The organism is Paraburkholderia sp. IW21, from assembly GCF_041321145.1.
Lineage (GTDB): Bacteria > Pseudomonadota > Gammaproteobacteria > Burkholderiales > Burkholderiaceae > Paraburkholderia.
This window is the reverse complement of record NZ_JBGGWA010000009.1, coordinates 187,550-200,285: the sequence shown is the minus strand read 5'-3', so window position 1 is coordinate 200,285 and position 12,736 is coordinate 187,550. Positions and strand designations below refer to the sequence as shown.

Below are 12,736 nucleotides of genomic sequence, written 5' to 3'. Positions count from 1 at the left end.
TGTTCAATCCAAAAACAGCGCGACGCTGTTATTTCTTCTGCACCAGATCGCCATTCAGCGATTCGACGTAGGCCGCGATGTCCTTCATGTCGCTTGGCGACAGGCTTTGCACCTGCGCCTGCATGATCGCATTGTTGCGGCCGAGGTGCGGGTTACCGTTGCCCATCTGATACTGGCGCAGCGCCCAGTAGACGTAATCGGAATGCTGACCGGCGAGCTTCGGATATTCCGGGCTCACCGGATTGTTCAGGTTGGCGCCGTGGCAAGCCGCGCAGTTGTGGTTGCCGACCAGCACCTTGCCGTTGCCGGCGTCAGCGGCGTGCGCGACGTTCGCTGCAACCAGACCGATGACTGCCGCCGACGCGCATGCAGCCTTGAACACCGTGTGGAGTGCCTGTTGGGGCTTATTCATGAATTCTCCTATCCCGCGAATATAAATAACCGAGTGACCGGACGGATGACCGCAGCCGATCACTTGTCGGGATTGCTCTTCGAAGAGGCATTTTGCGCTGCGTAGTAGGCGGCGATGTCGGCGATGTCCTGATCCGACAGCGACGTGGTGATCGCGCGCATCGTTTCGAAATGGCGGTCGCCCTTCTTGTAGCCGTGCATGGCGTTCTCGAGGTACGCCTGATTCTGACCGCCGAGCTTCGGTACGCGGTAGACCTCGGGGTAAGCCGTGCGGTATTCAGGGATGCCGTGGCAGCCAATACACATCGCGACCTTGCCTTGGCCCGCCTTCGCGTTGCCGACGACATCCGCTGCCTGCACACTGGCCGCATAGCCCGCGAGCACCGACAGCGCTGCGATCACGACGTGTTTGCCGACGAATTTATTCATAGCATGTAACCTGGCTTGAGGGGAAACGGGCGCCCGAAAAGGCAACGGCCCGCGCCGTTATTCTTATAGGGTAGCCACGCAGGCCAAAAAAATCGGGCTAATTGTACCGCGCCGCCGCGCCAAACGTCCACCGCGCGGGGCAGTGGCGCATCCCGCTGCCGCAAAGCCACGGCTAGCGCCATTTTGCTCCGCCGCACCGGTTCCGCATGGCTTGGCGCCAACCACCGCGCGCCGGCCGGACTTGCCCGCAACGTCCGGCGCGCCCGCCCACCGGGCCCGCCGGACGGGCATACGGGCCGCTCGCGAGCGCCGCCTGGCGGTCAGCCACCGCGTCCGACACCGCGTCCGACACCGCGGGTGACACCTTACGCGAGCCCGTTTCAGCGCAACAGGCCTTCTGACTTATACTGGGTTTTTTCCCAAAAAAGAGCATCTCGCCATGCGTTTCGAAGGCTCATCGCAGTACGTCGCCACCGACGACCTCAAGCTCGCGGTCAACGCCGCGATGACGCTGAAGCGCCCGTTGCTCATCAAGGGTGAACCCGGCACCGGCAAAACCATGCTCGCCGAAGAGGTCGCCGCCGCGCTCGGCATGCCGCTTCTGCAGTGGCACATCAAGTCCACCACCAAGGCTCAGCAGGGCTTATACGAGTACGACGCGGTGTCGCGACTGCGCGATTCGCAACTCGGCGACGAGCGCGTCAAGGACATCCGCAACTACATCGTCAAAGGCGTGCTGTGGCAGGCGTTCGAGTCGGACGAGCAAACGGTGCTCCTGATCGACGAGATCGACAAGGCCGACATCGAATTCCCCAACGACCTGCTGCGCGAACTCGACCGCATGGAGTTCTACGTGTACGAGACCCACGAGCTGATTCGCGCGAAACAGCGCCCGCTCGTGATCATCACGTCGAACAACGAGAAGGAGCTGCCCGACGCGTTCCTGCGCCGCTGCTTTTTCCACTACATCAAATTCCCCGAGCCGGTGACGATGCAGCAGATCGTCGAGGTGCACTACCCCGGCATCAAGAAGGAACTGCTCGCCGCGGCGATGCAGAGCTTCTTCGAATTACGCAACGTCGCCGGTCTGAAGAAGAAGCCGTCCACGTCGGAACTGCTCGACTGGCTGAAACTGCTGCTCGCCGAGGACATCCCGCCCGAAGCGCTGCGCTCTTCCGACCAGAAGCAGATCATCCCGCCGCTGCACGGCGCGCTCTTGAAGAACGAACAGGACGTGAGCCTGTTCGAGCGGCTGATCTTCATGAACCGCAATAACCGTTGAAACGCGTTGATACCCGGTTGATGCGCGCCCCAGCCGCGAAGGACACAGCATGCTGATCGACTTCTTCTACTCGCTGCGCGCCGCCAAGCTGCCGGTGTCGGTGAAGGAATACCTGACGCTGCTCGAGGCGCTGAAAGCCAACGTGATCGCGCCGTCGCTCGACGAGTTCTACTATCTCGCCCGCATCACGCTGGTCAAGGACGAGCAGTATTTCGACAAGTTCGACCAGGCGTTCGGTGCGTATTTCAACGGCGCCGCGAAAGCCTCGGAGCTCGCCTTCGACGTTCCGCTCGACTGGCTGAAGAAGAAGCTGCAACGCGACCTGTCGCCGGAAGAAAAAGCGCAGATCGAAGCGATGGGCGGCCTCGACAAGCTGATGGAGCGCCTCAAGGAACTGTTCGACGAACAGAAAGAGCGCCACGAAGGCGGCAGCAAATGGATCGGCACGGGCGGCACGTCGCCGTTCGGCAACGGCGGTTATAACCCGGAGGGCGTGCGCATCGGCGGCGACGCGGCGGGCAATCGCACGGCGGTGAAGGTGTGGGAAGCGCGCGCCTATCGCGACTACGACGACCAGGTCGAAATCGGCACGCGCAACATCAAGATCGCGCTGCGCCGCTTGCGCCGTTTCGCCCGCGAAGGCGCGGCCGAAGAACTCGATCTGCCCGACACGATCCGCAGCACCGCCGCGAACGCCGGCTGGCTCGACCTCAAGATGGTGCCCGAGCGGCACAACAAGGTGAAAGTGCTGATGCTGCTCGACGTGGGCGGCTCGATGGACGATCACATCAAGCGCACCGAAGAGCTCTTTTCCGCCGCCAAGGCGGAGTTCAAGCATCTCGAGTTTTATTACTTCCACAACTGCGTGTACGACTTCCTATGGAAGAACAACCGCCGCCGTCACGCCGAGCGCATGCCGACGTGGGACGTGCTGCACAAGTTCACGCCCGACTACAAGCTGATCTTCGTCGGCGATGCGACCATGAGCCCGTACGAAGTGCTGCAGCCCGGCGGCTCGGTCGAATACAACAACGCCGAAGCCGGCGCGGTGTGGCTGCGCCGGCTTGCCGACCATTTCCCGCATCATGCGTGGCTGAATCCGGAGCCGGAAGGCTTGTGGGCATACCGGCAGTCGGTCAGCGCGATCCGCGAAGTGCTCGGCCACCGCATGTATCCGCTCACGCTCGCCGGCCTCGAAACCGCGATGCGCATGTTGAGCAAGTAATCAGGTCACGCGTTACCCCCAACTATAAGAAAGCATCTGCATGAGCCCGTCTTCATCGCCCGATTTGTCCCCTGCCCGCGCACAGAGCCGGCGTCTCAACCCATTCGCCGACACTTCGCTGTCCGCCATCGTCGCCGGCTTCGTCGCGATGATGACGGGCTACACCAGTTCGCTCGTCCTGATGTTCCAGGCGGGCCAGGCCGCGCATCTCACCGACGCGCAGATTTCGTCGTGGATCTGGGCGTTGTCGATCGGCATGGCGGTCTGCACGATCGGCCTTTCGTTGCGCTTTCGCGCGCCGATCGTGATTGCATGGTCGACGCCGGGCGCAGCGCTGCTGGTGTCGTCGCTGCCGCATGTGGCTTACCCGGAGGCGATCGGCGCCTTCGTCGTCTGCGCGGTGTTGTTGACGGTGGTCGGTCTGACCGGCTGGTTCGATACGCTAATGAAGAAAATCCCGGCGGGCATCGCCTCAGCGTTGCTGGCGGGGATCCTGTTCGAGATCGGCATCGAGATTTTCCACGCGGCGCAATTCCAGACCGCGCTCGTGCTGACCATGTTCTTCACCTATCTGATCGTCAAGCGCCTCGCGCCGCGCTATGCGATCGTGACGACGCTGATCGTCGGCACGGCGGCCGCCGGTGGGCTCGGGCTGCTCGACTTCAGCCGCTTTCACGTCGCGCTCGCACACCCGGTGTTCACGATGCCGGCGTTTTCGGTCGCGGCAAGCGTCAGCATCGGCATTCCGCTTTTCGTCGTGGCGATGGCGTCGCAGAACGTGCCGGGCATCGCCGTGCTGCGCGCCGACGGCTACACCACACCTTCCGCGCCACTGATCTCGACGACCGGCATCGCCTCGCTGCTGCTCGCGCCGTTCGGTTCGCACGGCATCAATCTTGCGGCGATCACGGCAGCGATCTGCACCGGCCCCGAAGCGCATGAAAACCACGACAAGCGTTATACCGCCGCCGTCTGGTGCGGCATTTTCTATCTGATCGCGGGGATTTTCGGCGCGACTATCGCCGCTCTGTTCGCCGCTTTGCCGAAGGCACTGGTGGTCTCCGTCGCGGCGCTCGCCCTGTTCGGCTCGATCATGAGCGGTCTCGCCAACGCGATGCAGGACACGAAGCAGCGCGAGGCGGCGCTGGTGACGTTCATGGTGACGGCCTCAGGTCTCACCCTGCTATCGATCGGCTCGGCGTTCTGGGGGCTGGTGGCGGGCGTGCTGACGCAACTGGTGCTGAACGCCCGGCGCGCGTGAAGCGTCGGGAATAATTGCAGGCGACAATTCGTCGACGGCAGATTGGGGCGGCGGCTCGACACCGGAAATCGTCGCCCCAAATCCGTGTGAACGGAGCACCGGGAACAAGTGTCAATACTGCATCAGGCGATCCGCCATAGAATAGAAGCATCCGGCAGCGTTTCCCGGCAACATGGCGGGCGAACGTTGCAGCGTGACCCGTGGCCGCCGGAACTGGTTTGCCTGTTCCGCCCGGTGGCGATCTCATTTCTCCTGAACCAAGGCGCACGCGCGCCATGAAGGCTCGAACATGACAACCGCACTCGATCAACTCAAGCAATACACCACCGTCGTGGCCGATACCGGCGACTTCCAGCAGCTTGCCCAGTACAAGCCGCAGGACGCGACCACCAATCCGTCGCTGATTCTGAAGGCGGTGCAGAAAGACGACTACCGGCCGCTGCTCGAAAAAACCGTGAAAGCACACGCGTCGAAGCCGGTCGCCGCGGTCATCGACCAGTTGCTGATCGCGTTCGGCACCGAAATCCTCAAGATCATCCCGGGCCGTGTGTCGACCGAAGTGGACGCGCGCCTGTCGTTCGATACCGAAGCGTCGATCGCCAAGGGCCGTGAGCTGATCGCCCTGTACAAAGAGCACGGCATCGGCCGCGAACGCGTGCTGATCAAGCTGGCCTCCACGTGGGAGGGCGTCCGCGCGGCCGAGGTGCTGCAAAAGGAAGGCATCCACTGCAACATGACGCTGCTGTTTTCGCTCGCGCAGGCCGCAGCCTGTGCCGAAGCCGGCGCGCAACTGATTTCGCCGTTCGTTGGCCGCATCTACGACTGGTACAAGAAGAACGCCGGCAGCGCGTGGGACGAAGCGAAAGACGGCGGCGCCAACGATCCGGGCGTCAAATCGGTGCGCCGCATTTACGCGTACTACAAGAAATTCGGCTACAAGACCGAGGTGATGGGCGCGAGCTTCCGCTCCACCGGCCAGATTCTGGAACTGGCGGGCTGCGATCTGCTGACCATCAGCCCGGATCTGCTGCAAAAGCTGCACGAGAGCACCGAAAAGATCGAGCGCAAGCTGTCGCCGGAAATCGCCACGGGTGTCGACATCGAACGCGTGCCGGTCGACGAATCGTCGTTCCGTTTCCTGGTCAACGACGAAGCCATGGCGACCGAAAAGCTCGCCGAAGGCATCCGTGCGTTCGCTGCGGATGCTGTGAAGCTGGAAAAGCTGATCGAAGCGCTGCGTTAAAAAAGCCGTTTCCGTTTAGCTTAAGTGTGCGGCCCTGAGCCTTTCGGTTCAGGGCCGCATGCCGTTTACCCGGGCAGCTTCGAGGCCGCAAGCGCCGCCGCGCCCAGCGATCGACACAATGTCACAATCGCGGTCGCACGGACGACTACAATCTTCTGCACGCTCGTTTCCTCGATACGGTTTGTCGAAGGAACGGAGCGCCACTGACCCACATTCCGGGAGACGATCATGTACGTTCAGCCCTACGTGTTTTTCAACGGCCGTTGCGAAGAAGCGCTCAAGTATTACAGCGAGAAACTCGGCGCGGAAGTGTTATTACTGATGCGCTACAAGGAGGCGCCACCTGAGGCGCAGGGCCAGATGCGCCCCGGTATCGAAGACAAGATCATGCATGCCACCATCAAAATCGGTTCGACGAACTGGATGGCGTCGGACGGCCACTGCGATCCCGATGCCGCTCCAATGAATGGTTTCAGCCTGTCGCTGACGGCCGACGACGCCGCGTCCGGTGAGAAGTATTTCAACGCGCTGGCTGACGGCGGCACGGTGACGATGCCATGGCAGGCCACGTTCTGGAGCAAGGGCTTCGGGATGCTGGTGGACCGCTTCGGCCTCGCCTGGATGGTGACGCTGCCGGACGCCTAAGGGCATCACGCCTGGTGGTGGCGGTTGCCGACGCAGTCGCTCTGTAGCCGTAGCCGTAGCCGTAGCCGTAGCCGTAGCCGTAGCCGTAGCCGTAGCCGTAGCCGCTTGCCGCGCAGTTCGCAGCCGTAGCCGTAGCCGGTCAGCCCGCCACATCGGCGGACTCGGCCGGCGCGCAACGCTAAGCCTTCTGCAACGTCCGCGAATGCCGCTCGATATTCCAGTTCGGCTCGGTCTCCAGCAACAACGCGCGCAGCCGGTCCACCTGTTCAGCGAGCCGCTGCCCGAGCCAATACGGCCCCTGCAAGTCGGGCGGCAGTTTCATCGCCGCACCGGCATGCACGTCGGCGAGCCGCGATGCGGCAGGAATGCCGAAGTGCGTCACGCGGGCAAAGCGCAGGCCGCGTGCCATCGCCAGCAGAATGCCGCGCACGGCGCGCACCTCGGCGCCGCACTCCTGCGCATACGCCGCGCGCGCTGCGGCATCCGCGCGCATCAAAGGACCGGTTGCCAGCAATTCCAGCGAACTGAGCACCGAGCGGTGCAACCGCTGGATCTCTTCGAGCGTGGCCTGCGGCACATCGATCTCCTTCGCGACCGAAGGCATCAGCGAGCGCAACTGAACCAGCCGCTTGTTGATCGCGAGGAAGCGTTTGACCTGCTCGTCCTCGCTGATCGTCTCGCCTTCCAGCAAGCGCGTGTAAATCTGCGCGCATGCGCGCAGATTGATGGCGAGCCCGTAACGCCACGAATAAGTCGCGTGTAGCGGCAACGCGAACGAAAACGCCAGCGCGATCACGATGCCGATCAGCACGTTCAGCGTACGCCACAGGCCGACGTCGATCAGATTGTCGCCATGGCCCGCGACGATGCACATTGTGATCGCCGTCAGCAGACCGATATAGCCGGACGAGCCGATCGCGAACCATGCGCAGATCGCCGCCACGATCGACATCAGCACATAGGTGAGCGGCAGCGAGCCAAGCAGATTCTGCTGCAAGATCAGCAGAAGCCCGATCGATGCCCCCAGCAGCGTCCCCAACGCCCGATCCGCGGCCTTCTTGCGGATATTGCCGTGGTGCTGCAAGCCGCCGATCACCACCAGCAGCGTCACCGAGGACCAGATGCCGTGAGGAATGTCGATACCCGTGGTCGCAAGAATCGACACCAGCATCGCAAGGCCCACGCGCAGGCTGTGTAACACCTTGGCGTGGCGATAGCGGTAGTACGGCGACGTGATCGCGCGCACCATCCGGCTCATGGCCGAGCGGCGGGTAATCACAGTGCGGGAACCGGCAGAAGCCATGGCTGCGCGACGGACGCTTTGAAGGACGATTCCGCTATCGTGCCCTGGAGTCCCCCCGAAAGACAAACGCCCGCAAACTTTCGTCCGCGGGCGTTGCTGTTTCAGGCGAGATGGAACGGCTGGCTTAGCCTTCGACCACGTCCAGATAATCTTCCGGACGCGTACGGTCCTCGGCGCGCTGCATGCCGACCATGCGCACCACGATGCTCACCAGTACCGACACCACCAGGTTCACGATCAGTGACCACACCGCCGCATAGCCCGGAATCGCCATGCCGAACAGGTGGATCGTGAAGATCGAGCCCGCCAGCTTCAGCGAAATCGCCATCCACGTGCCGGTGGCAATGCCGACCGCCCAGCCGATCAGCAGGCCGCGGTAGTCGAGCATGCGCGTGTACAGACCCAGCACGATGGCCGGCAGCGTCTGGATGATCCAGATGCCGCCCAGCAGTTGCAGCTGGATCGCGTACGTCAACGGCAGACCGAGAATGAACGCAACCGCGCCGACCTTGACGATCAGCGACACCAGTTTCGCGACATTGGTCTCCTGCTCATTCGACATGTTGCGGTTGACGAACTCCTTGTGAATATTGCGCGTGTACAGGTTCGCAGCCGCGATCGACATGATCGCCGCCGGCACCAGCGCGCCGATGCCGATCGCCGCGAACGCCACGCCGACGAACCACGACGGGAAGAAGTGCAGGAACAACGCCGGCACCGCGAAGTTCGGACCGAACGCCTTGAAGTACGGCGCGAATTCCGGCATGTCCTTCACGCCCGACGCAAGAGCCATGAAGCCCAGCAACGCGAGCAGGCCAAGCACCAGCGAGTAAGCCGGCAGCATCGCCATGTTGCGGCGGATCGTATTACCCGACTTCGACGACAGCACCGCCGTGATCGAGTGCGGATACAGGAACAGCGCGAGGGCTGAGCCGACCGCGAGCGTTGCGTACGCGCTGTAGCCGTTCAGGCTCGACACGTCCGGGGCTTTCAGCAACAGCTTGGCCGGGGGCACCACGCTGAAGATATGGCTGAAGCCGCCCAGTTGCGGCGGAATCACGATGATCGCGGCAAAGATCACGATATAGATCAGCACGTCCTTGACGACCGCGATCATCGCCGGCGCGCGCAGGCCCGACGTGTACGTGTACGCCGCCAGGATCGCGAACGCGATGATCAGCGGCAGATCGCCGACGAAGCCCTTGGTGTCGAAACCGAGCGCACCGATCACCACTTCGATACCGACCAGTTGCAGCGCGATGTACGGCATCGTCGCGACGATGCCGGTCACGGCGACCGCCAGTGCCAGCATGCGGCTGCCGTAGCGGGCCGAGACGAAGTCCGCCGACGTCACGTAGCCCTGACGTTTGGCGATGCTCCACAGCTTCGGAAACACGACGAACGCGAACGGATAGATCAGGATCGTGTACGGCAGCGCGAAGAAACCGGTTGCGCCCGCACCGAATACCAGGGCCGGCACGGCGATGAAGGTGTACGCCGTGTACAGATCGCCACCCAGCAGAAACCACGTGACGACGGTGCCGAAGCGCCGGCCGCCGAGGCCCCACTCTTCCAGATGCGCGAGATCGCCCTTGCGCCAATGCGCCGCGATAAAACCGAGAATGGTGACGCCGACGAAAAACAGAACGAAGACGAAAGTTGCGGTGGCGTTCATTATTGTGCGCCCCCTTGCGAGCTGCCCGTCGAACGGGTCTTAGTCTTGAAGTACACGAGCGCCGTGATGATCGCGCTGATCAGCACCCACAGGAGCTGATACCAGTAGAAGAACGGAAAATCGAACAACTGCGGTTCGATCTTGTTATATGACGGCACCCAGATCATTGCGATCCAGGGCAACAGCAGCAACCAGAGCCAGTGCTTGCTGGCTTTGTTCGCGTCGGCGTCGTGAGCCATGACGTCTCCTCTTCCCTATTATTGAAATGTCGGCCCGTGTTTTGACGGGTGGTGGATCCCTCGGCGAATGGCCGCTCCGCGAGGGGTCGCCCCGCGGATGCCCACGGGCGCCCCGAAAGCTCCGAAAGATTATAGGAGCCGCCAACGTGCGGTCAAGCAGGGACGACCCGAGGCGGGACGGTATCGTCGCGGCAGGCGCGAGTATGGTCCGAAACGCGTGTGACGGTTACTTAGCCGTGAAGCCTCAGGCTGGGCAACCTGTTCCGGCCGGTCATTGGCGCACTTCAGCGACGTGCCGCGAAGGTGTTCGATGCGCGGTGAGTCAGGCGAGAGAGGCGTAGCGTGGACGCAACGACACCGTGCCGGTCGGGCCGGCTCGCCCGGCCCGAGAGCGCCCGAGAGCCTCAGCCATCAGATCGAGAACGAGCCGTCCTTCTGCCCGGTCGACTCCTGCAGACCCTTGATCCACTTGCGCGCCGGCAAACCGACATCCGCTTCGATCAGCTTCGCGCGCGCCAGCAGCGCCGTGAACGGCACGTCGAGCGCCGGGCCCGAGAAGGCGATCGCGATCCGGTTGCCGTCATGCACTTCAGGCAGCGCGACCACGCGGCCGTCGAATGCTTCGTTCAAGCGCTTCATGTTGCGCACGAAGCTCGGATGATCGCCGAACAGGTTCACCGTTACCACGCCCGCGTCCGTCAGACACGCGCGCACCGCACGATAGAAGCCAACGCTGTCGAGCACCGGGCCACGCGCGGTCGCATCATAGACGTCGATTTGCACCGCGCCGATGGTGCCGTGGTTGGCGCGGTTGTTGACGAAGTCCCATGCGTCCATTTCGTGCACGGTCAGACGCGCGTCGTCGTGCGGCAGCTCGAACATCGTGCGCGCGGCGACGACGACCGCCGGGTTCACTTCGACCGCCTCGACCTTCGCGCGCTTCAGGAAACGGTAGGCGAACTTGGTCAGCGCGGCCGCGCCGAGACCGAGCTGGACGATACGCTTGGGCGTTTCGATGAACAGCAGCCAGGCCATCATCTGCTGCGCGTATTCGAGTTCGATGTGATCCGGCTTACGCAGACGCATCGCGCCTTGCACCCATTCCGTGCCGAAATGCAGGAAGCGCACGCCGCCCTCTTCCGAGAACGTAACCGGCGCGAAACGCGGTTTGCGCGGCGCTTCGATTTGCGGCGCGTCGTGCAGATCGTCGCCGTGCAGCGCGCGCTTTTTGTTGCGCACTACTTTCTGTTTGCTGCCGGCGGCCTCAGCGTCTTTATTGCGGAAGGCACGTGCTTCAGCCGACGCACGCTTGATCAATTTCGTCATGTAAGGATGTCGCGCCAGAGACGCAATTTTTGGTCGAACGAGAGCATAGCATTCGCCAGACCCAGATGTCGGCTACATGTCGTGTCGGTGTTCTTTTATACGCACCGTTCCACAAAGAGGTTTTCGTTTGCCGGATCGTTGCGACGTATCGCGGCGTCAACAATGAGACATCCTCGCCGCAACCTCTCCCTTACTCGCTGATTACGTGACGGTAAAGAAAAAAAGGGGCGGACCTGTGCGCCCGGTTCGCGAGGTTAGTGCATGCACACTTAATTTCGCCCCTTGCCCAAAGCAGCGCCGCTTAAGCGCCGTTTCTCGGAATGGCGTTGCAATTTTGAAACGTTATCCGCGCAATCAGTGAGGTTCGCCCGCGCAAACCGACCGCAACCCTTTACTGACGTTGAGATGGCGCGCGTCCTGCTAAGGGAAGTCAGGCGCCGAAAGAGGCGTTCGCGCGACAAAAAAAAACAAAGAAGGAGACACGAGGTGAAAACAACAACGAGAAGAGACTGGGCACGGCTCGGCGACTCTTCGGCGCCAGCAATATCGTTTGGTGGCCGCCCGCTGTGCGGCATCGCGAGAATGTGTTTGGCTCCTGGTCCATCATGTACGCCATCACTGCAAAATCGCTCGCGCCGGCAACGCTACTGACGAAACGACGCACGGCGCAATTTTTCGCTTTTTTACATCAAACAACGAGACGTCGTCGACGGTTCGCCTTGGGCGCCGGCGTAAGCGTCGTCACGTCATGAATTTCGTCGTCGCACCGCGATTGAAACTTGCAGCCGCTATCGAGTAGTTGAATAAGTTCGCACGAACAGCACTACTAATTATGGTGTTTTGTTACTCGTCGAACATAGACTTTATATGCGGGTCAATTAAGGTGTCTCACCCAATTTAACAATAGCTACTGTGCGTGATTGGCAGTCACATGACCTGGTTGAAAACGTGTGCGGTCTGTCTCGCATTGCAAAGGAGTACTACGGGGTGTATGAGCGCGACCTCGTCCATATTCACGGCGCTCATTTTTTGGGATTTTCATCATGAAGAAGCAAATCGCACTCGGTGTCGCAGCACTCGCAATCTCATTTGGCGCTGTCGCCGGCGGCGGCATGCCCCCGGCACCGACTCCGGTCACCACCTCGTCTTCTGCCAATGTGAACGGCGGTATCGGTGGCGCGTTGGGGATTGCCGGTTTCGGCGTGACCAACAACTCGTCTTCGACTGTGAGTGGCGGTTATGCCGCATCGCTAAATGGCCCTGGCTCGAGCTCGGGTACCTTCAACGCGGGTAATCAAAGCTTCGCCAACACGTCGGTCACCTTCGGCACGAATGCGGGCTTCACCAACACGAGCAATACCGCAAATACGAACCAAGGCAATGGCAACAACACGTCGTCGACGTCGAGCGGGTTGAACAACTTCACCAACAGCGGCTTCTCGGTCGCTAGCAGCACGGGTTCGCAGGACTTCGGCTCGAGCATTTACAGCGCTTCGGGCTACGGTTCGAATCAGGGTGGCTGGGTTAGCGCGAACGGCAATGCGACGTCAAATGCGGACGGCTGGGTCGGCGAAGTGGGAGCTGGCGTCGGCGGCTTCGGCTCGTTCAATTCGGGGCATTCGAGTCAGGGTTTCCACCCTTGGTAAATCGCGAGCAGTAACCTGATCTGTGCGTGCAAGGCGGGGGACGACCCCGCC

General features: G+C 61.9%; 12 protein-coding genes. 6 read left to right on the top strand and 6 right to left on the bottom strand.

Features of this window, described 5'->3' with window-relative positions:
* Positions 1-28: 28 nt before the first annotated feature.
* Together ACAX43_RS21870 and ACAX43_RS21865 are read right to left on the bottom strand one after the other, a co-directional pair.
* Positions 29-412: a cytochrome c gene (locus ACAX43_RS21870; protein WP_370710506.1), complete on the bottom strand. Its 384-nt coding sequence runs from the start codon at positions 410-412 to the stop codon at positions 29-31.
* Positions 413-471: 59 nt separating this feature from the next.
* Entirely contained in the window at positions 472-840 is a 369-nt protein-coding gene (locus ACAX43_RS21865) for a cytochrome c (protein WP_370710505.1), read from the bottom strand.
* Positions 841-1,279: 439 nt separating this feature from the next.
* Between ACAX43_RS21865 and ACAX43_RS21860 the strand changes: the two genes are divergently transcribed.
* The 5 genes from ACAX43_RS21860 to ACAX43_RS21840 all read left to right on the top strand — a co-directional run bounded on the left by ACAX43_RS21860 (position 1,280) and on the right by ACAX43_RS21840 (position 6,496).
* Entirely contained in the window at positions 1,280-2,122 is an 843-nt protein-coding gene (locus tag ACAX43_RS21860; RefSeq protein ID WP_370710504.1) for an AAA family ATPase, read from the top strand.
* A gap of 49 nt (positions 2,123-2,171) precedes the next feature.
* Entirely contained in the window at positions 2,172-3,347 is a 1,176-nt protein-coding gene (locus ACAX43_RS21855) for a VWA domain-containing protein (RefSeq protein WP_370710503.1), read from the top strand.
* A 40-nt stretch (positions 3,348-3,387) separates the two neighbouring features.
* Positions 3,388-4,608, top strand: coding sequence for a benzoate/H(+) symporter BenE family transporter (locus tag ACAX43_RS21850; RefSeq protein ID WP_370710502.1), 1,221 nt, complete (start codon positions 3,388-3,390; stop codon positions 4,606-4,608).
* A gap of 289 nt (positions 4,609-4,897) precedes the next feature.
* Complete coding sequence (gene tal / locus ACAX43_RS21845) at positions 4,898-5,851, top strand: transaldolase (protein ID WP_370710501.1); 954 nt, start codon at positions 4,898-4,900, stop codon at positions 5,849-5,851.
* Between the two features lie 228 nt (positions 5,852-6,079).
* Positions 6,080-6,496, top strand: a complete 417-nt coding sequence (locus ACAX43_RS21840; RefSeq protein WP_370710500.1) for a VOC family protein — start codon at positions 6,080-6,082, stop codon at positions 6,494-6,496.
* A gap of 178 nt (positions 6,497-6,674) precedes the next feature.
* Here ACAX43_RS21840 and ACAX43_RS21835 read toward each other — a convergent pair whose 3' ends face one another.
* The 4 genes from ACAX43_RS21835 to ACAX43_RS21820 form a co-directional block, all read right to left on the bottom strand.
* Positions 6,675-7,799 carry an FUSC family protein gene (locus ACAX43_RS21835; RefSeq protein ID WP_370710499.1) on the bottom strand — a complete coding sequence of 375 codons (1,125 nt, stop codon included), beginning with the start codon at positions 7,797-7,799 and terminating at the stop codon, positions 6,675-6,677.
* A gap of 124 nt (positions 7,800-7,923) precedes the next feature.
* The gene (gene mctP / locus ACAX43_RS21830; RefSeq protein WP_370710498.1) at positions 7,924-9,474 is read right to left on the bottom strand and encodes a monocarboxylate uptake permease MctP; all 1,551 of its coding nucleotides are present in this window, start codon (positions 9,472-9,474) and stop codon (positions 7,924-7,926) included.
* Positions 9,474-9,713, bottom strand: coding sequence for a DUF3311 domain-containing protein (locus ACAX43_RS21825; RefSeq protein WP_370710497.1), 240 nt, complete (start codon positions 9,711-9,713; stop codon positions 9,474-9,476). The genes mctP and ACAX43_RS21825 overlap by 1 nt, the downstream gene beginning before the upstream one ends.
* A gap of 411 nt (positions 9,714-10,124) precedes the next feature.
* The gene (locus tag ACAX43_RS21820) at positions 10,125-11,039 is read right to left on the bottom strand and encodes a spermidine synthase (RefSeq protein ID WP_370710496.1); all 915 of its coding nucleotides are present in this window, start codon (positions 11,037-11,039) and stop codon (positions 10,125-10,127) included.
* 1,043 nt (positions 11,040-12,082) lie between these two features.
* Here ACAX43_RS21820 and ACAX43_RS21815 point away from each other — a divergent pair.
* Positions 12,083-12,685 (top strand): hypothetical protein, encoded by a 603-nt coding sequence (locus tag ACAX43_RS21815; RefSeq protein WP_370710495.1) that lies wholly within the window; start codon positions 12,083-12,085, stop codon positions 12,683-12,685.
* Positions 12,686-12,736: the final 51 nt, after the last annotated feature.